Genomic DNA, 22153 nt, shown 5'->3' on the forward strand with positions numbered 1-22153 from the left:
TAACTAATAAATAAACTAAATTTTAGAATTAGTGAAATGATATTTTCAGTGTACTAATCAAATAAATTGATTGTATTTCATCATTTAAGTTTCAGTTTCCCTTCTCTCCCTTAAGTCTTTTTCAATCTCAATTTCCATGTTTTTGTCTATCACATAAAAGAACAATAAAACGGCACTAATAATGAATATAAAGCCGGGATAAATACTAATAGATAATTTGACTCCTTCAACAGCTGCGGGTACCTGATTGGCTTCTTCGGCGACATACCCGTATTTAGATAAAAAAGCCGCACCTAATGCACCGCCAATACTTATTCCTGTTTTTAGTCCGAAAATCATTGCCGAAAAAACAGTAGCTGTAGCTCTTCGATTGTTTTTCCATTCGCTGTAATCAGCCACATCAGCAATCATAGCCCATAATAAAGGAATTGTTACTCCATAAATAAAACCATGTATTAATTGGGTCAGAAATACCATTTCAATAGCAGTTCTGCTATAAAAATTAAAAAACAACAAACTAATAGCAGATAAAAAGATGAAAGCGATGTAAATATTTCTTTTGCCAAAGGAATCTGCCAATAATTTTGAAAACATAATTCCAATAATCATAAAAATAATTCCGCCGGCATTAAAAAGACTAAATGCTGAAGTAGGAACATCTTTTGGCCACTGAAAATCTACTAATCCCATTGCTGTTAATGAATTATTCAGTCTGCCAATAAATGAAGTAAAACCAATGTCATTCAAAAAAACAGTTTGCGCCACCGGATCCAAGTAATATTTAAAATAAAAAACATACATACCGCCTTTTAAAGACAAGGTTATAAAAACCAGAATGGTAACCAGCAGCATAACAAGCCATGGTCCATTTTTAGACAAATCGATAAAATCCTGTTTCACTGACGATTCCTGATTCTTTCCGGGTATAATTCTTTCTTTGGTAGTGAAAAAAGTAATCAGCAAACAAATAACACCAACAATTGCAAATAATATCATTGTGTTTTTAAAACCAACTGCTTTATCACCATGTCCTAAAATTAAAACTAACGGCAATAAAAGAGATTGAATTATAAATTGAGCTATCATTACAGCTACAAAACGATAGGAGGAAAGACTATTTCTTTCTTTCATATCACCAGTTAAAACCCCACTTAAAGCCACATACGGTAAATTGTTTGCTGAATAAATTAAAACCAAAAAAAAGTAAGTCAGCAATGTGTAGATTATTTTGCCGCTTTCTCCAAAATCCGGAGTTAAAAAAGAAAGGACAGCAGCAATTCCAAAAGGAAGCGCCGTCCACAATATCCAGGGTCTGAATTTTCCCCATCGGGTTCGCGTACGATCGGCAATCACTCCCATAATGATATTAAAAAAAGCACCTGCAAAACCACCAATAAAGATAATAATACTCGCTGTTCCGGCAGGAATTTTATAAACGTCTGTGTAAAAGAAAGCTAAAAAGGTAAGCAAAGTTTGAAAAATCAAATTAGCTGCAAAATCACCCAAACCGTAACCTATTTTTTCCTGTACTGAAAGCTGAGATATATTGCTCATTAATATACTGGTTGTTTTTTTTCTGCTTTCCCCCATCCGTGTTAATTGAGAATTATTTAGAGCTCTTTTTTTATTCCATTTGAATAAAATGCGAAACATAAAAATAGCCTGAAAGTTTGCAATAAGGTTGTCAATTTTGAAGCCTTTAATATCATATTTGACGCATAATTTTGTTTCAGTAAATCTATTAAATATAAATTGCTATTTTAGCTTCTTGATTTAAAAAACTAAAATCAAATAAATTATTCTCACTTTTTTATTTCATTATATGCGTATTCTCTATTTTTTAATAATTATGTGCTGTTTTTTAGCGAGCTGTAACAGGAAACAGGATAATCCGGAGTATCACAAGTATACCAATGATTTAATCAATGAAACGAGTCCCTATCTTTTGCAGCATGCACATAATCCTGTAGACTGGAAAGCATGGAATAAGGAAACTTTAGATAAGGCAAAAGCAGAAAATAAACTTATTATTATTTCTGTTGGTTATTCTGCCTGTCATTGGTGCCATGTCATGGAAGAAGAAAGTTTTGAAAACGAGGCTGTTGCCAAATTAATGAATGACAATTTTATCAGCATAAAAGTAGATAGGGAAGAGCGTCCGGATATTGATCAAATTTACATGAATGCAGTACAATTAATGACTGGTAAAGGCGGATGGCCCTTAAACTGTATTGCACTTCCTGATGGGCGCCCAATTTTTGGCGGTACCTATTTTACTAAAGAAGAGTGGATAAAAGCCTTAGCCGAACTCTCTAATTTGTATAAAAATAATCCTAAAAAAGCCAGTGAATATGCTGATAAATTAGTAAAAGGAATTCAGGAATTACAGTTAATTAATGTCAATAATAATGAAGCGAATTTTAAAAAATCAGAGGTTTTTACTGCTGTAAACTCATGGCAAAAAGATTTGGATTATAAAGAAGGAGGCTTAATTGGCGAGACTAAATTCCCAATGCCGGGTTCTTTGCATTTTTTGCTTCGCTACGGTATTCAGAATAATGATAAATCGATTCAGGAGTATGTGCAGACGACACTTACAAAAATGGCTGATGGTGGAATTTACGATGCCATTGGTGGCGGTTTTTCGAGATATTCGACAGATGCAAAATGGCATATTCCTCATTTTGAAAAAATGTTATACGATAATGCACAATTGGTGAGTTTGTATTCTGATGCTTATCTGATAGCCAAAGATGAATTGTATAAAAAAACGGTGGTTGAAACCCTGAATTTTGTAGAAAAAGAACTTATGGCTCCTAATGGTGCTTTTTATTCGTCCTTAGATGCCGACAGCAAAAACAAGGCAAATCAACTGGAAGAAGGTGCTTATTATGTCTGGAAAAAGGAAGAACTACAATCTTTATTAAAGTCTGATTACGCTCTCTTTCAAGAATATTTTAATATTAATGAAAATGGTTTATGGGAAAATCAAAGCTATGTTTTATTTAAAAACCAATCGAATAAAGGCTTTGCTTTCAAAAACAAATTGACTTTGAAAGCACTTAAATCCAAAGTAAAAAACTGGAAGCAAATACTTCTAACGGCGAGAAACAAAAGGTCGAGGCCTCATTTAGATAATAAAACCTTAATTTCATGGAATGCTTTAATGATTAAAGGCTATGTTAGTGCTTATCGTGCATTCAAAAATCCGCATTATAAAGCAATCGCTTTAAAGAACGCTAACTTCATTCTAAATAATCAGCTTAAAAAAGATGGAAGTTTAAATCACAGTTACAAAGAAGGTAAAAGCAGCATTCCTGGTTTTTCAGAAGATTACGCCGCTGTTATAGATGCGTTTATTGCGGTATATCAAATAACACTTGACGAAAAATGGCTAAACAAAGCCAGACAATTAGCAGGTTATACAATGACACATTTTTGGGATAAGAAATCAAATATGTTTTATTTTACATCTAATGCTTCAACAAACTTAATTGCCAGAAAAATGGAAATTGCAGACAATGTAATTCCCGGTTCCAATTCGATTCTGGCTCATAATTTATTTCTGTTAGGACATTATTATTCAAATGATACTTATGTAAAAACTGCTCAGCAGATGTTGAATAATGTAAAAAAAGATGCATTACAATCACCAGCAGAGTATTACAATTGGCTGGATTTAATGATGAATTATACTGATAATTATTTTGAAGTAGCCATTTCCGGAAAAGAGGCAATTACTAAAACGATTCAACTGCAAAGTTACTATTTGCCTAATATTTTGATTGCCGGAGCAACAAAAGAAAGCACACTTCCTCTTTTAGAAAATCGTTATACAGACGACGAAACTTATATTTATGTTTGCGTGAACAAAGCCTGTAAAATGCCGGAGAGAGACGTGGCTATTGTGGTTAATAAAATAAAGAATAGTCGATAAATATTTGATTCATCCTAAGGCTGACTATTTAAATCATATTTTAAGACGCTGACTAAAAAGTGTTTAATGTAATTTTTTGTGTTTTCTCATTTTTACGACTTCTTTAAAAGATTTGAATTTACTTCTTAAAATTTGTAATATCAAGGCGCAAAAGAAACTGCTATTTAGATATTATTTAATTATTTGGTGGTTTTTTAAATTAAAATGTTTCTTTATTCTATAATAATTATCTAATTCCTAAATAATTATTTAAACAATCGGTTGTGTTACGGATTCTTTTTTTTATATTTGTAATAAATACACTTATAAATTACAGAATCAAAATTCAATTATTTGAAAATGCGAGATTCTACGAATATATTCAATTAACATCTAAAAATGATGTTAAGAACCTAAAGTTAGTGGTTGGTTATAAATGTTGTTCATTTTGGATTTATAACTAAATGTTAGTTAGTTTTTTTATAAAGCCGGAAGTTGAGTGCTTTCGGCTTTTCCATAAACATTGTTTTTTTGGGGTTACCTGTAAATAATAAGAAATACTGCTATTTTGTCTTTTTGACAAAGGAGAAGATTAAAATGAATTATTTAAATCATGAAGTTAAAAAATATTTTAGTGTCTTTTGTTTTACTCCCTTTCTTCCATTCCTGGTCACAGCAAATACAATTACAATCACCTAATAAGAAAATAGAGGCGACCCTGCAAATTGATAATCAGGGCGAATGGTATTTCAAAATATACTATCAGTCAGATAAAAATAAATTGGAGATAATTCCAAAAGTAAGTTTAGGTCTTTCCAGAAGTGATCAGGATTTTTCAAAAGAACTTCTTTTTAGAAAAGCATCAAAACCGAAAATCATTAAAGAACGTTACGAACTTCCTTTCGGTAAAAAATCAGTACGCGAAAATATAGGAAATGAAATCATTGTTTCTTTTGAAAACCTGACTAAAGCAAAATTAAATCTTATCATAAGAGCGTATAATGACGGACTTGCTTTTCGATATGAATTTCCCGAGAAGAAGGGTTCTTATACTATTAATGATGAGTTTACGGCGTATCAAATACCAAAAGAGCATAAACGATGGCTGGAGAAATGGAATCCGGCAAATGAGGGTTTGTATACTGTTTCTGATAATGGTACGATAATGCAACAAGAGTGGTGTTATCCGGCGTTATTTAATACGGCAGATCAATCCTGCTGGTATTTACTGCACGAAGCTGATCTGGATCGCAATTACTGCGGAACAAAATTAAGCAATACAAAAGACAGCAATTCTTATAAACTTACTTTCCCCGATCCAAAAGACGGCAGAGGCAAAGGTGAATCCAAACCCAATATTTCACTTCCGTGGAAATCGCCGTGGAGAGTCATTACTATTGGCGGTCTGTCTGATATTGTAGAAAGCACTTTAATCGAAGATGTATCAACACCAACCCGTTTTAAAACTACTGACTGGGTAAAACCTGGAAAAGTATCTTGGAATTACTGGTCCAGCAACCATGGAACCAAAGATTATAAACTCGTATGTGCGTTTGCCGATTTAGCCGAAAAAATGAATTGGCCGTATACGCTTCTGGACTGGGAATGGGATAGCATGGCGAATGGAGGCAATCTGGAAGATGCTTTAAGATACATCCGTTCAAAAGGGATAAAACCATTGATATGGTATAATTCAGGAGGAGACCATACGTGGGTGCCATCAACACCAAAGGACAGGATGCTAACGCATAAAAACAGGGTTGAAGAATTTACAAAACTTAAAAAACTGGGTGTTGTTGGCGTTAAGGTTGATTTTTTCGAAAGTGAAAAACAGGATATGATCCAATATTATTTGGATATATTAGAAGATGCTGCCCAGTTTGAAATGATGGTCTATTTTCATGGCTGTATTGTACCTCGAGGCTGGTCACGTACTTATCCCAATTTAATGACTTACGAAGCAGTCCGAGGAGCAGAATGGTATAATAACGGCTCTGAATTTTCGACTACAGCACCCGAACATAATACAATTTTACCTTTTACAAGAAATGTAATAGGAGCAATGGATTATACACCTGTTACTTTTACGAATTCACAATTTCCGCATCATACTTCGTACGGGCATGAACTGGCACTTTCAGTCCTTTTTGAATCTCCTTTACAACATTTTGCCGACCGGCCGGAAGGTTATTATGAATTGCCTGAAGAAGTTAAAACCTTTTTAAAAGAAGTATCTACAGCCTGGGACGACACCAAACTTCTTGACGGTTATCCGGGGCAGGAAGTGGTAATGGGGCGCCGAAAAGGAAATGCCTGGTACGTTGGGGGAATTAGTGCTTCTGAAAAGAAAGAGACAACGAAGAAACTCAGTTTCTCTTTTCTGAAGGAAGGAATTAGCTACCGTGCCGTCTTAATCGCTGATGGCAATCACGACAAGGCTTTTGCTTCACAGGTGATGGAAGTGAATAAAAATTCAACTATCGATATTAAAGTCCTTCGCAGAGGAGGTTTTGTAATTTCATTAACTCCAATGGATAAATAGCCTGATATGAAAAAAAATATTTACATTTTATTTTTAGGCTTTATATTCATTTCCGTGAAAGCGCAGCACTATATAAAACACTTCGTAAGCAAGGATCAGTTATCCATTGACTTAGAAGAAGGAGTTTTACACATAATTCCGCTTACCGAAAAATCGATCCGCGTACACTATCAAATTGCAAATAAAAAAGAAGAACAGGAGTTAGTTTTGATAAATAAACCGAATGTACCCGATTTTGCGGTAAAGGAAACGGCCAGTACTTTAGAACTTCGTACCAAAAGTGTTATAGTAAACTACAATAAAAAAACAGGCATACTTGTTTATAGTAATCAATCAGGTAAAGTCTTTCTTAGTGAAAAAGCAAATACAAGGTTATTAAAACCCGATACTGTTATGGGAGAATCCTGTTTTATCGCTGAACAGGGTTTTGAATCTCCTCAGGATGAATATTTATTCGGATTAGGACAGTTTCAGGATGGTTTTTATAATCTAAAGAATACCACAAGGAAATTAATTCAGGTCAATACACAAATTGCTATTCCGTTTTTAGTGTCGAATAAAGGGTATGGTTTGTTATGGCATCAATATGGGCTGACTTATTTTAATCCAACAAATCAGGAGATTCCCTTACTTAAGGATAGTAAAAGTGAAGGAGAGAAAAAGGAAGTTGAAGTGACAACAACTTCGGGTACCCAGAGAGTTTCACAACAGCAATCCATTTACTCCGGAAATTTTTCGGTAACCAAAGACGGAGAATATTCTATATTCCTTGATCTTGGAGAAATGGATAGTCGTCACTTAGTAGTGATTGATGGCAAAGATGTAATTAATCAATCCAATTTGTGGCTGCCGCCAGCGGTGAGTAAATTAATTCAATTAAAGGCAGGGGAGCATAGCGTAAAAGTAATTTGTAAATCGACGAACAGACCTTCACTTAGCCTAAAACTTTCTGATAACGAAACGGTTTTTAAATCTCCCAATGCAAAATCATTGGATTATGTCGTTTTTGCCGGAGATAATACAGACGAAATCATCGCCAGTTACCGCAATCTTACGGGTAATGTGCCTATGCTCCCAAAATGGGCATTTGGGTTTTGGCAATGCCGTGAGCGCTATACTTCAGGAGAGCATTTGGTTGCAACAGTAAAAGAATTCAGAAAACGCAATTTACCTGTAGATGTAATTGTACAGGATTGGCAGTACTGGGGGAAATATGGCTGGGGCGTGCCAAAGTTTGATGAAACCAATTATCCCGAACCAGAAAAATTCATAAAGGAAATTCACGATTTAAACGCTCATTTTTCGATTTCTGTCTGGGAAAATTTAAATAAGGAATCTGAAATCGGTAAGGAATATGTATCGAAAAATTTATTCCTTCCTAATAGCCCGTGGATCGATATTTATAATCCGGAAACCCAGAAGACACACTGGAATGTCCTAAATAAAAATTTATTTACATTGGGAATAGATTCCTGGTGGATGGATGCTACCGAACCTGAAAATGATGCCTTAAGAGGTAAGCAGACTTATTTTGGATTGGGTGATTTTTACCGCTTAGCATATCCATTATTTGTCAGCAAAGCTGTTTATGAAGGTCAAAGAAATACTAATCCGGAAAAGAGAGTCGCCATTCTTACCCGTTCTGCCTTTTTAGGGCAGCAGCGTTATGGAACAATCAACTGGTCAGGCGACATAGGCTGGGATTGGGATGCCTATAAACGTCAAATAGTGGCGGGTTTAAATTATAATCTAACCGGAATGCCTTATTGGACAACCGACATTGGTGGTTTTTTTCGTCCGGGATCAGGACAATACATAGATGAAAAATATCATGAAATCCTAACGCGGTGGTTTCAGTGGGGTGTATTCAATCCGATATTTCGTATGCATGGTTATCAAACAGAAACGGAGCCCTGGAAATATGGAGAAAAAGTGGAAAGTAATATGCGTTCAATGCTCAATCTGAGATATCGATTGCTCCCTTATATCTATTCAGAAGCCTGGCAGATCACAAAGAATAATTCAACGTTGATGCGACCGCTGGTTATGGATTTCAATGAGGACACAACTGCTGTCAGTACAGCCTATGAATATATGTTTGGAAAAGCATTCTTAATAGCGCCCGTCACGGCTCCTGATGTTACCCAGTGGGATGTCTATCTGCCAAAACAAAATGCCTGGTTTGATTTCTGGACCGGAAAGCGATTTGAAGGAGGACAAACGATTTCGACTCCGGCACCATTAGATAAAATTCCCGTTTTTGTAAAAGAAGGTTCAATTGTACCTGTGGGAAATGTAATTCAGCATACAAATTCGAAACAGGATGAACTTGAACTTCGGATTTATACCGGGAAGAATGCAGTCTTTACGTTTTATAATGACGAAGGCGATAATTACAATTACGAAAAAGGAAAACATATCGAGATTCCGATGGTCTGGAACGAGAAAAATCAAACCCTGACTTTGGGAAAACAAAAAGGAAGTTATAAGAATCAAACGGCACTTTATACAATGAATATTGTGTGGATATCCGGAAAGCAAAATGATACCATTTCTGAAACAATACAGTATACTGGAAAGAAAGTAGTAGTAAAAAAGACAAATTAATTGAATTTCAATAATATAATTTCAAAAGCATTACCTATTAATTATACAAACTAAAAAAAGATTACGATGAAAAACCATAACAAAATTTTATTTGTACTACTATGTTTTCTGTCGATACTTAAAGTTACAGGACAAAATCCTATTATAAAAAATATTTTCACTGCAGATCCGGCACCTATCGTACATAAAGGCACTTTATATTTATACACTGGACACGATGTCGCAACCGAGCAGGATACCAACTATAAAATGGCCGATTGGCGTGTGTATTCAACCACCGATATGGCTATCTGGAAAGATCACGGAGCGCCGCTTTCTCCCAGTACTTTTTCCTGGGCAACCGGAGATGCTTATGCGGCACAATGTATCGAGCGAAACGGAAAATTTTACTGGTTCGTTTCTACGTTTCACAAAAAAGATGAGCGGAGCGGAGGAGGTGCTGCAATAGGCGTTGCCGTTTCTGACAGTCCGACCGGACCTTTTAAGGATGCGATTGGTAAAGCGTTAATTATTAACGAAATGACTACCGATATGAAGTATGCCTGGGATGATATTGACCCTACTGTATTTGTAGATGATGACGGACAAGCGTATATGTTTTGGGGTAACGGAAGCTGTAAATGGGTAAAACTGAAAAAGAATATGACTGAACTGGATAGTCCTATTACCACTTTTAAGCCTAAAAATTATATCGAAGGCCCGTGGGTTTATAAACGAAAAGGAATTTATTATTTAGTATATGCCAGTGCAGGGACAAAACCCGAAATGATCGAATATTGTACCGCCAAAAATCCAACCGGACCGTGGACGTATCAGGGAATTATTCAGGAAAATGTACCTAATAGTTTTACAACACATCCGGGTATTATTGATTATAAAGGCAAATCATACTTTTTTTATCACAACGGAAGTTTGCCCACGGGCGGAAGTTACAGGCGTTCTGTTTGTGTAGACTATATGTATTATAATGAGGATGGAACCATCCAAAAAATAATTCAGACTACTGAAGGTGTAAGTAAAATCAAGTAAAGGTATCTTCTTAATTTAATCTTTTATCCTATGAAAAAAAGAATTAGGTTCATTTTCGTCTTCTTTGTTTTGCTGGTTCAGGCTGTTGCTTTGGCGCAAGCCCAAAATCCAATACTTTTTGCCGATGTGCCTGATATGGCAATCATCAGGGTTGGTGCAACTTATTACATGAGCAGCACCACGATGCACATGAGCCCGGGTGTACCCATTATGAAATCGACTGATCTTGTCAATTGGAAACTGATCAACTATGCCTATGATACGCTGGCCGACATGCCGGAGTTAAATCTGACGGAAGGGAAAAGCACCTACGGAAGAGGTTCGTGGGCAAGCAGCCTGCGTTTCCATAACGGGATGTATTACGTAACCACTTTTGCCCAAACAACCGGAGAGACTTATATTTTTAAAACTAAAGATATAGAAAAAGGAAATTGGCAAAGAATCTCTTTTAAGCCTTCCTATCACGACCATTCCTTATTTTTTGATGATGATGGCAAAGTGTATTTAATCTACGGAGCGGGTCAAATCAAATTGGTAGAACTAAATGATGATTTAACAGGAATAAAACAAGGTGTTTCTGAAAAAGTTATTATAGAAAACGCCAGCTCACCAGCCGGAAATAACATTATGTTAGGCTCCGAAGGTTCGCAGTTGTTTAAAATAAAAGGAAAATATTACCTGTTTAATATTTGCTGGCCCCAAGGCGGAATGCGAACCGTAATCATTCATAGAGCAGACAATATTAATGGCCCGTGGGAAGGAAAAGTAGCCTTACAGGATTTAGGTGTTGCTCAGGGCGGATTGATTGATACGCCTGACGGACGCTGGTTTTCCTATCTCTTTCGCGATTATGGCGCTGTTGGCAGAATTCCTTATCTGGTTCCTGTAAAATGGGAAGACGGATGGCCCATATTAGGAGAAAAAGGCAAGGTTCCGGAAACCTTAGCCCTGCCAGCCAGTAAAGGTTTGATTTCGAATTTGGTTGCTTCTGATGAATTCAATCGCAAGAACGGCCAGGAAGTATTGCCATTAGTTTGGCAATGGAACCATAATCCCGATAATACACTTTGGTCTTTAAAAGAAAGACCAGGATTCCTGCGTCTTAAAACAGGAAGAATTGATACTGATTTTCTTTCAGCCAGAAATACACTGACACAACGCACTATTGGTCCATCCAGTTCAGCTTCAGTGGCGTTGGATGTTTCTAAAATGAAAGAAGGTGATTTTGCCGGATTATCAGCTTTACAGAAAGAATACGGATTGGTTGGTGTAAAAGTTGAAGGGGATAAAAAAGTAATAGTAATGATTACTGCTGATAAGGATAAAACTGTCGAAGTACAACGAATCGCTTTAGATCAAAACCAGGTCTATTTTAAAATTGATTGTGATTTTACGAATAAAAAAGATGAAGCTAAGTTCTTCTATAGCTTAGATGGAAAAGTGTGGCATCCGATAGGTGAAACTTTAAAAATGAAGTATACGCTTCCGCATTTTATGGGTTATCGTTTTGGCTTATTCAATTATGCCACAAAAAATACGGGTGGATATGTTGATTTTGATTGGTTTAGAATTAAATACTAAGATGAATTATGACAAAAGATAAAAACTTTATAAGCGATTTTCTGATTAGAATTCGGTATTTGATATTGGTTTTAGGATTGATTTTACCCGTTTTAGCCTTTAGTCAGAGCAAAAATAAAACATCAAAATCAGAAACAAAAAGACCACAATACCGCAATCTTTTTAAGGAAGCAGGTTATAGCCAGGCTGAAATAGACCAAAAATTAGCCAAAGCCTATTATGATGTTTTTGAAGGGCCAAACAAAGTCTATTTTGAAGAAGGCGATTCTTTAGGATATGTTTCGGATGTCAAAAATAAAGATGCTCGCACCGAAGGAATGTCATATGGCATGATGGTCGCTGTTCAGCTCAACAAAAAAGAGGTTTTTGACCGTATCTGGCGATGGTCTGTCAAATACATGCAACATCAGGACGGACCCAGAGAAGGCTATTTTGCATGGAGTGTCAATCCGGAAACCAAAAAACAAAATTCGGCTGGTTCTGCTTCAGACGGAGAATTATATTATATCACCAGTTTACTTTTTGCTTCTAACAAATGGGGAAATGATACCGGAATACATTATTACAATGAAGCCAGAAGAATATTGGATGCCATGTGGAAAAAAGACGGCACCGGAAATGTTCATAACATCATCAATACCGAACACAAACAAATCTCTTTCGTTCCGGAAGGAGGCGGCTACAACTGGACAGATCCTTCGTATCATGTTCCGGCCTTTTACGAAATATGGGCCTTGTACGCCAAAGATGGTCACGAGCAATTTTATAGAGAATGTGCTGAGGTCTCCCGCAATTTTCTCCATAAAGCTACGCATCCGGTAACGGGATTAAATTCTGATTATACCGAATTCACAGGAGAACCACATCCTACACCCTGGATGCCGGGAGGATTTCGTTACGATTCCTGGCGTGTTCCAATGAACATTGCCATGGATTATACCTGGTACGGAAAAGATAAAAAGTGGCAGGAAGAGTATGCGCGAAAATTCCAAAATTTTCTCAGATCAAAAGGATTAGACACTTTTGATGATCAGTTTAACCTCGATGGTTCTAAACCAGAATTTATACTGCAGGCCGGTCCGGTTAAAAAACTCAGACATTCTATCGGATTGGTAGGAACCACGGCTACTGCTTCATTAGTCAATCCTGATAAAGAAAGTTTGGATTTTGTTCATGCGCTTTGGAAGGCGAAGCTTGAACCTTACGAAGACGGTTATTTTGATCCCTATTATGATGGTTTAATGTATCTCTTTAGTTTAATGCATCTCAGCGGTAACTACCAAATCATAAATCCGACAGGTAAATAAATTTTTAAACTTAAAAAATAAAAATATGAAACAGTATACAATTGTGCTCTTATGGGCCATTATTTTATCAGGTTTTACAGGTTTTGCACAAAACAGTCAGGCTATTGCAGAAGATTTTAAACCTTCAACTGTTAATCAGCCCGGACAGGAATATCCCCAAGTCAATTCGCAAGGGTATGCCCGATTTCAAATTACGGCTCCCGAAGCCAAATCTGTTGTGGTAAGCCTTGGGTTAGGTGGCGCAAAAGGAGGTACAACCCTTACCAAAGGAGAAGATGGTTTGTGGAGAGGCATTACCGCAGGCGCCATGGACGAAGGATTTCATTATTATCACGTAACGGTAGACGGAGGAATTTTTAACGACCCGGGTGCCCTTAATTTTTACGGCTCAACCCGTTGGGAAAGCGGAATCGAAATTCCAGCCCACGATCAGGATTTTTATGCCCTGAAAAATGTGCCGCACGGAAATGTACAGCAAATTCTTTTCCCTTCAAAAAGCACGAACACCTCACGCAGGGCCTATGTTTATACGCCGCCAGGTTATGATAAAGAAAAAGCAAAGAAATATCCGGTTTTGTATCTGCAGCACGGCTGGGGAGAAGATGAAACCGCCTGGAGCAATCAGGGTCGCGTTAATTTGATCATGGATAATTTGATTGCAGAAGGTAAAATAAAACCATTCCTGATCGTAATGACCTACGGAATGACGAATGAAATTAAATATGGTGGTCTGGCCAGTTTTAAAATAGAACCATTTCAGACTGTTCTGACAGAGGAATTAATTCCTTATGTAGATTCAAATTTCCGTACCCTTGGCAATCATGCGAATCGTGCTATGGCCGGTTTATCGATGGGCGGGATGGAAACAAAATCGATAACACTTAATAAACCAGAAGTTTTCTCTCACTACGCCCTTCTTAGCGGCGGAACTTATAAACCAGAAGACGTTAAAGACAAATCAAAAGTAAAATTGATCTTTTTAAGCTGTGGAAGTAAAGAGCGCCCGGATGGTATTAAAGATGCTGTATCAAGCCTTAAAACTGCCGGCTTTAATGCAGTTTCCTATATTTCAGAAGGAACAGGACATGAATTTCAAACCTGGCGCCGCAGCTTCAAAGAATTAGCGCCGCTTTTGTTTAAAGAATAAGTTTTCACTAAAAATAAAATTTTAATTATGCGTAAACTTAATAACAGCTCCACGGTTCTGTTCGCTTTCAGAAGGACTTTATGGAAACAGGTAATAGTATTTATTTGTTTTTTCAGCCTTTCCAACAGTTCCTTTTCTCAGAGTTTAGTATTAAACGATAAAGAATATTTTGAAACTCCGGGACTCAATGTCTGGGTTTTTAATAACGAATACAACGGAATGTTTTTCGACGAAAAAACAGCTGGAATAGAATTTATTCACCATGGTGTGAGAACGGTAACGGGTGGCGCCATCAGGCTTCAGAACACACCGGAACAATGGGATTTAATTCCGAAAATGATCAGCCGAAAAGTGAATAATGCAAAGAACACCATTGAAGTAACCCTGCGATATGAGGAATTTAATTTTGATTCCAAAATCATAGTCACACCAAAAGGAAAAGGTTTTATTATCGATGTGGTATTAGACAAACCGGTTCCCAAACAGTTGGAAGGAAGGGCTGGATTTAATATGGAATTTATACCTACTTCGTATTTTGAAAGCAATTACGTCGTGGATGGAAAAGCAGGAACCTTTCCGCGTTATCCTGCAAGTAATACAGAAATTAGACCTTTGGCTGAAAAAATCCCTCAGTTTGCGGGACATACCACATTTGATGATCGTGGAAGAAATGAATTTATAGCAACTCTTCCTTTAGAAAAGGGTAAGAATTTCATCTTTGCGCCCGAAAATCCGGAGCGAACTGTAAAAATTCAGTCGGAAGATCAGGATGTAATGCTTTTTGATGGGAGAAATTTAGGACAAAACGGCTGGTTTATAGCGCGAAGTATGCTGCCTTCAAACAAAAAAGGCAAAGTAATGAGCTGGTATGTAGAACCCAATGCGACACCAAACTGGAAGAGAGAACCCGTGATCGGATTTTCACAAGTGGGGTATATGCCGGATCAAAAAAAAGTAGCGGTTGTCGAACTGGATAAAAACGATAAAGCGTTGAGTATGGCATCAATTTTTAAACTTGGTGCCGACGGAAAATTTACAGAAGCACTAAAGGCAAATGTCAAGGATTGGGGAAATTATCTCCGATATAATTATGCCCAGATTGATTTTAGTGCAGTTAAAGAAAAGGGACTTTATTATATTCAATATGGCGACCAAAAAACAAATACATTTCAGATCGAAGATGATATTTATTCAAAGATATGGCATCCAACTATGGACGTTTGGTTTCCGGTTCAGATGGATCATATGGAAGTGAATGAGGCGTATAGAGTCTGGCACGGAAGACCGTTTTTAGACGATTGTCTTCAGGCACCAGTTAATCATGAACATTTTGATGGTTATAAACAAGGTCCAACAACAGATACGAAGTACAAATCTTTAGAACGCATTCCGGGAATGTCTGTTGGAGGCTGGTTTGATGCCGGTGATTTTGATATCCAGACTTTTTCACATGTCAGTGTCATCAATAGTTTTGTAGAATCCTGGGAAGCATTCAAAGTAAACAGGGATGAAACGTATATTGATCAAAAAACACAGTTCGTAGACATTCACCGTCCGGATGGCCAACCCGATATGCTGCAGCAAATTGAGCATGGCGTTTTGAACCTGGTAGCACAAGTAGAGAATATTGGGCATCCTGTTAGAGGAATTGTGGTTCCTAATCTTCATCAGTACCATCATTTGGGTGATGCTTCTACCGAAACAGATAATTTACCTTATAATCCGTCTCTTAAACCTTTTGAATCAAACGGAGTTTCCAGCGGTACGAAAGATGACAGATGGGCCTTTACCAACCGAACTTCATTTCTGGATTTTAGAACTGCAGGAGCATTAGCCTCAGCAAGTCGGGCTTTAAAAGGCTATAATAATGAACTTGCTGCCAAATGTTTGTCTCTTGCAATAAAGTTGACCAATGAAGCGACTGAAATAGATAAAAAGGCAAAACCGGATAACAGTCCAATGTCGAGATGGGGTAAAGGAAGTGATATGATTGCAATATTACAACTCTACTTAAGCACAAAAGATGAGCAATATAAAAAAGGTTTTGAAGATAAAATATGGAAGCTGCTGGATGATAATTTAGATTTTAATATCAACTCCGCTTTATTGGCTGTTCCTTCAATGGATGATACTTACAAGCAAAAATTGCGTGGCTATGTAATCAGGTATAAAGAAAAAATGATCAAAGAAAATGCCGAAAATCCTTATGGCGTTCCTATTGCAAAAAGAGGATGGGGAGGCAGTTCGCAGGTTATTAATTGGGCAAGCACGAATTATTATATTCATAAAATTTATCCTGATATCATGGACAAAGAAAGTGTTTATCAGGGTTTGAATTATATTTTGGGTTGTCATCCTTATTCTAATTTATCTTTTGTGAATGCGGTCGGAAACAGATCCAAAAAAGTCGCTTACGGAGGCAATCGCGCAGACTTTACCACAATTGCCGGCGGCGTAGTTCCGGGGCTTATTTTTCTTAAACCGGATTATTTGGAGAATAAAGACGACTGGCCATTTTTTTGGGGAGAAAATGAATGTATTATAGATGGTGGAGCGTGGTATGTTTTTCTGGCAAATGCCGTGAATGATCTGGCTAAGGAAAAATAATAAACTTTAAGAAAAACTAAAAATGGAACAAACTGTTTTCCATAATTTAATTATTACCTAACAATACCTTTGGTTTACTAAGTATTCATAATTAACTAATTTAATACTATTTACATATATAACATTAATTTTATGAAAGGACATTTACAATTATTTATTTTGTTGGGTTTTTGCTCTGTAATACAAGGAATCGGCCAAACCACAACACAATCGGCAACATTAACAGTTAATAGTAGTACAACTTACCAGAAAATTACTGGATTTGGTGGATTTGTTTGTAGTCCACAATTTGGGTACGATCATATGACAACCGATGAAATTAAAAAAGTCTGGGGTAAAAATAGTGAAGCAGGTTATAACATCATGCGTTTATATATACCCATTGGCAGCACTAATGCTTCAGAAAGCTTTCCGTCGTCATGGAGTCAATCGTTGGCTACGGCACAATTAGGCAAATCACTGGGGATTAAAATATTTGCCAGTCCCTGGTCAATGCCTGCCGAGTGGAAAACATACAATACTATTGACGCGGTCTATGTTGACGCTAACAACGTCAAACAGGATAATTATCTTTTGCCTGCGTATTATCCCAACTATGCCAATTATCTGAATGGTTACGCAACTTATCTCAAAAATAATGGTGCAGAACTGGATGCCATTTCTGTCCAGAACGAACCTGATGAACGTGCCAGCTACGCAGGATGCATCTGGAACCCTACACAAATTTCTGATTTTGTTAAAAATTACGGACAATTAATAAATTGTCCGGTTATGGCTCCCGAAGGAGTAGGGCTAACCGATAATTATTCTTCTGCATTTACCAGTGATGCTGTATCTGCAAATTACACCTATTTTGCGGGTCATCAGTACGGGAATATCCAGAGTGGATTAAAGTTAGTACAGGCCAAAGGAAAAGAGGTTTGGATGACAGAATATCTGATGAACTGGAATGCTACAGAAAACACTACCCGTAATTTTGACTGGAATAAGGATGCATTAAATTTTGCAGGACAAGTAAATTCGGCTATGCTTAGTAACGTAAACGCATGGGTGCATTACGCAACCAAGCGCTATTACGGACTGATGGGTGATGGTACAAACGGAAGCATAACTGGTGAAATTACCAAACGTGGTTATATCTTGTCTCATTTTGCAAAATATGCTACCGGAAAAACACGCATAGGGAATACCTGGGCTGATGGAGCAGGTAAGTTGAGCGGTTCAACCTATATCTCTGATACTGGTGACAGTGTAGTTGTTATGGTTATCAATCCTGCAAGTACTGCTTACAACCTTACTGTTGATTTGCCATTCTACACAATCTCAGGAAAAATGGTCAAAACTACAGAATTGGAGAATATGTCTTCAACAAATGTTAGTTTTACCACTGAAACATTCCGCCCAAAAATTAGTATTAGTCCCTCCAGCTTTACCACGCTTGTTTTTGAAAAAAGTAGTGTGCGTCCTGTTTCACAAATGACAGGGACAGCTTATCATTATAATAAAATTGAGGATCAGGTTGTAACCAATGCGGCATTTGGCACAACTTACCAGCTCAGTGGAAAAACGGTAACTTTTGACAATAGTCATTCGCTGATTAGTTCTAATACTACAAGTACCAACGGTTACCTGAAGCTCGACGACAGATATAACCAATTGGTATTACATATTGACAACATTACATCTGCATTAAATTTTACTTCCTCTAATACCACTTTATATTATATTAACAGCAATGGCGAAACCATGTCGCACAACTATGGAACGGTCAATTTTGATAAAAGCGGAAATTATGACTGGATACTTGATATTTCCCGAAAAGTGTTAACAGATGGATGTATAGGTATTCTCAAGCTTACAAGTGGTAATTACACTTCTGTATTAACAATTAAGCTGGGAGATGTCTTCTTCAGGATAGGAGATGAAAAAATGTTCCAATTTACGGGCACATACAGTAATGGAGACAGCAACGAACAAGATTGCCTCGAAAATTTATCGTATACATCATTAGATTATACAGGAACTTCTGGCATTACTTCTGCTCAAGACTGGAATGCTTCTGCTGCCAATAAGAATTGTGTTTATTACGTAAACGGCGCGGTTACAAACACCAATGCAAACATCATAGCAGGTACCTCCTGTGCTACTCTCAGTCTTACCGATATTGGTGGCAACTTTTATGCACCTGTTGGTTTTACAGCAACTACCGCATCCTACAATTGTACTCTTAACGGATATAGAATGTTATCCCTGCCTTATGAGGCTGCTATCCCATCCGGAATTACAGCCTACACTTTGCAGTACTCGGCTACTGAGGTTAATGGTTCCAAAATTACAAACGGTAAGATACCTGCCAATATTCCGGTTTTAATTTCAGGATCCGGTATTTTTTCCTTTGATGGAACAGGAAGTGTTTCTACACCACACAATGTACAGGTCAATGATATGCATAGCGTATATATTGCTACAAAAGCCTATGCCGGAAGTTACTATTTGGATACAGTAAATGGTGTAACAGCTTTATATAAGTCAGTGAGCGGTTCTGAACCAACCATAAATCCTTTTGGTTCTTTTCTGATCCCGGGCATTTCCGTTACTGCCTCAAGTCTCCCCTTAAAACTTGATGGGATTTTATTAAATACAGAAAATAGTAATAATAAGATATTGAAAAGTTTTAAAATTTACCCTAATCCGGTAAAAGATGTCCTAAACATTGATTTTAATACTAATAATAGTTCTTCCTGTGAAATTTTTGATATGCAAGGAAAGCTAGTATTAAAATTTACTTCCGGAAACACGCAGCTTAATGTTTCAAATCTTCTAAAGGGATTTTATATACTAAAAATTACTGATTCAGAACAGACCTTAACATATAAGATCGTAAAGGAATAAAAATATGGCCAAGATTAAATTTCAGCTTCCGCAAAAACCTTTTACAGCGTTGCGTATCACTAAAATAATGTGATTCGTCTAATGTAATTGTGAATAAGCAACCCCATTTACCTTATCTTTTTGTATTAAAACAAATCAGGTTCACCTGATAAATGATAATTCGTTTTTTCAGCTGTTTCAAATCAAACAAAAATGTGATGAGCAGTTTTAAAAAAGACTTTTAAAATCAAATTATTATTTAGAAAAAGATTAAAAAAAATAAACAACACAATCGGTTGTTTTTAAATTGTTTATTATTAAATTAGCAGTAAAAAACTTACTCAAAAGCCAAGAGTATATTTATTAATTAAACCATTTAAGTTATGAAAAGAATTCAAAAATTACTTTTTCTGTTTTTAGTGTTTATTCCGCTAACACAATTATTTGCATGGCCGGGAATGCCACTGCCTCCTCTGCATATTGAAGGCAAAAATTTAAAGGATCCTTGCGGAAAAAACATTTTACTGCATGGTGTTGCCATAACTCCCAGTCCTTGGTTTAATGGTTGCTCTTATGGTAAATGCCGTTGGGATAACTATAATGTTCAAGGTTGTCTAAATTATAATAATGCAGTTATGGATGCGCTCACGGATACAAATAACGGATGGAAATTAAATTATATAAGACTTCATATTGACCCTTACTGGACCAATAAACCTGGTTGTTCAGCAGGAGAAAATGATATCTCATGCTTTGATTACAATAGATTAGTAACTTACGTAGATCAAGTTATAATCCCTTTAATTAATCATGCCAGAAGCAGAGGACTCTATGTTATCCTTCGTCCTCCCGGCGTATGTCCTAAACGAATTGCTTATGGGGACAATTACCATAATTATTTAAGAACTGTATGGCAATATCTATCGAGCCATCCAAATTTAAAGAATGTAGATAATGTTATGTTTGAAATAGCCAATGAACCTATAGAAATACTTGGAACAAATGGAAATTGGGGTGCAACGGGTGATGAGCATTTTGCCGCTTTACATAATTACTTTCAAGATTTAGTAAATAGAATTAAGGCTAATGGTGCAAATAATGTTTGTTGGATACCAGGAACGGGATATCAATCTCATTACCAAGGATATCCAAACCATTTGATAACAGGAGGTAATATAGGTTATGCTGTTCATGTTTATCCAGGATATTGGGGAGCTAATGCAGAAAATACCACTAGTTTTAATAATGCCTGGAATGCTAACGTACAACCAATTGCTAACGTAGCACCTATTGTAATAACAGAAACGGATTGGTCCCCGACTGGTGCCGAAACATGGGGTACTGGTACAACAAGTGGTTTTGGTCTTAATCTGAAAGGCAGAATTGATGCTGCTGGAAATTGTAGTTGGAATTTACTTGCACCAGAAGGGTTGATAACTAACGCAGATCCATATAATGTTACAACTGCTTTCAACAACAATTGGGAGGCTTGTGCTGCACCAACTAAGCAGTGGTTCTCTGAATATGCAAATAATAATATACCATCGCAAAACTGTAGTAACACTTCATTAATAAACAATGGTGTGTATGAAATTGAATTTAAAACAAATTCAAATAAGGTAATAGATCTTAAATATGGGACTAATGCAAATGGTGCTATAATCCATCCTTGGGATAGATTAGGGGGAACAGCACAACAATGGATTGCTATTGATGCTGGAAACGGCTATTGGCGTTTTAAATCAAATGCAAGTTCTACAGGACGTGTAATAGATCTTGAGAGCGCAGATCCAACAAATGGAAAATCGATAAGGCTTTGGGATGATTATGGTAATAATGCTCAAAAATGGTTAGTAACCGATGTTGGTAATGGTTATTATAGCATAAAATCAGCCATAGATACATCAAAAGGTTGGGACACTTCTAATTGTAATATGGATGGCACAGCAAATCTTCAACTTTGGGAATATTACGGGACTTCATGTCAATTATTTAAGTTCAATAAAATAGGGAATACTTCAAAAAGTGGAGATGAGAAAAATATTTTAATAAATAATATTGAAATAGATACTGATGTTCAGGTATATCCTAATCCATCAAAGGGTGGAGAGTTTAATATTTATTTAGCTTCACAGTCAGATGAAAATTATTCTCTAACTATATACTCAATAGGCGGTGAGTTATTATACGAAACAAAAAATCTAAAATCTAATACTAATCAAGTTATTAGAACTAAACTCGCCAGTGGTGTATATTTGGCGAGGATTTTTCAAAATTCAACTACAACAACCAAAAAGATATTAATTGAATAGTCCTATTCTAAAATAATACATATAGATTTTGAGATTAACTTTATAATTTTAATTCATCATTATTTATTCATTGAAAACCACTATTTTAATTAAGATTAAAGTAGTGGTTTATTTTTACTCCAAACTTAACGACCAGAGTTAGTGATATAACATGCTATCTAGTTTTTTAATAATAAAAATAATTTTAATCATTTGATTAAATCTTTTGTTTAATTCAAATTTATTTTTATCTTT

At 36.4% G+C, this 22153-nt stretch carries 11 protein-coding genes; 10 read left to right on the plus strand and 1 reads right to left on the minus strand.

Annotation, left to right across the window (positions count from 1 at the left end):
• Positions 1–84: 84 nt before the first annotated feature.
• Positions 85–1554: an MFS transporter gene (locus tag ACEN92_RS20180; protein ID WP_495640118.1), complete on the minus strand. Its 1470-nt coding sequence runs from the start codon at positions 1552–1554 to the stop codon at positions 85–87.
• A 295-nt stretch (positions 1555–1849) separates the two neighbouring features.
• Between ACEN92_RS20180 and ACEN92_RS20185 the strand changes: the two genes are divergently transcribed.
• From ACEN92_RS20185 to ACEN92_RS20230, 10 genes are all read left to right on the plus strand, one after another.
• Positions 1850–3937: a thioredoxin domain-containing protein gene (locus ACEN92_RS20185; RefSeq protein ID WP_495640119.1), complete on the plus strand. Its 2088-nt coding sequence runs from the start codon at positions 1850–1852 to the stop codon at positions 3935–3937.
• 592 nt (positions 3938–4529) lie between these two features.
• Positions 4530–6458, plus strand: coding sequence for a glycoside hydrolase family 97 protein (locus tag ACEN92_RS20190; protein ID WP_495640120.1), 1929 nt, complete (start codon positions 4530–4532; stop codon positions 6456–6458).
• Between the two features lie 6 nt (positions 6459–6464).
• Entirely contained in the window at positions 6465–9065 is a 2601-nt protein-coding gene (locus ACEN92_RS20195) for a glycoside hydrolase family 31 protein (protein ID WP_495640121.1), read from the plus strand.
• 66 nt (positions 9066–9131) lie between these two features.
• Positions 9132–10094, plus strand: coding sequence for a glycoside hydrolase family 43 protein (locus tag ACEN92_RS20200; RefSeq protein ID WP_495640122.1), 963 nt, complete (start codon positions 9132–9134; stop codon positions 10092–10094).
• 30 nt (positions 10095–10124) lie between these two features.
• A complete protein-coding gene (locus ACEN92_RS20205) occupies positions 10125–11675 on the plus strand; it encodes a glycoside hydrolase family 43 protein (protein ID WP_495640123.1) in 1551 nt (516 codons plus the stop codon).
• 8 nt (positions 11676–11683) lie between these two features.
• A complete protein-coding gene (locus ACEN92_RS20210) occupies positions 11684–12982 on the plus strand; it encodes a family 8 glycosyl hydrolase (RefSeq protein WP_495640124.1) in 1299 nt (432 codons plus the stop codon).
• Positions 12983–13007: 25 nt separating this feature from the next.
• Complete coding sequence (locus ACEN92_RS20215) at positions 13008–14129, plus strand: alpha/beta hydrolase (RefSeq protein WP_495640125.1); 1122 nt, start codon at positions 13008–13010, stop codon at positions 14127–14129.
• A 27-nt stretch (positions 14130–14156) separates the two neighbouring features.
• On the plus strand, positions 14157–16736 hold the full coding sequence (locus ACEN92_RS20220) for a glycoside hydrolase family 9 protein (protein ID WP_495640126.1): 2580 nt from the start codon (positions 14157–14159) through the stop codon (positions 16734–16736).
• A 132-nt stretch (positions 16737–16868) separates the two neighbouring features.
• Positions 16869–19628: a T9SS type A sorting domain-containing protein gene (locus ACEN92_RS20225; protein ID WP_495640127.1), complete on the plus strand. Its 2760-nt coding sequence runs from the start codon at positions 16869–16871 to the stop codon at positions 19626–19628.
• 362 nt (positions 19629–19990) lie between these two features.
• Complete coding sequence (locus ACEN92_RS20230) at positions 19991–21919, plus strand: RICIN domain-containing protein (protein WP_495640128.1); 1929 nt, start codon at positions 19991–19993, stop codon at positions 21917–21919.
• Positions 21920–22153: the final 234 nt, after the last annotated feature.

The sequence above is a fragment of the Flavobacterium sp. Flavsp81 genome, from assembly GCF_059491325.1.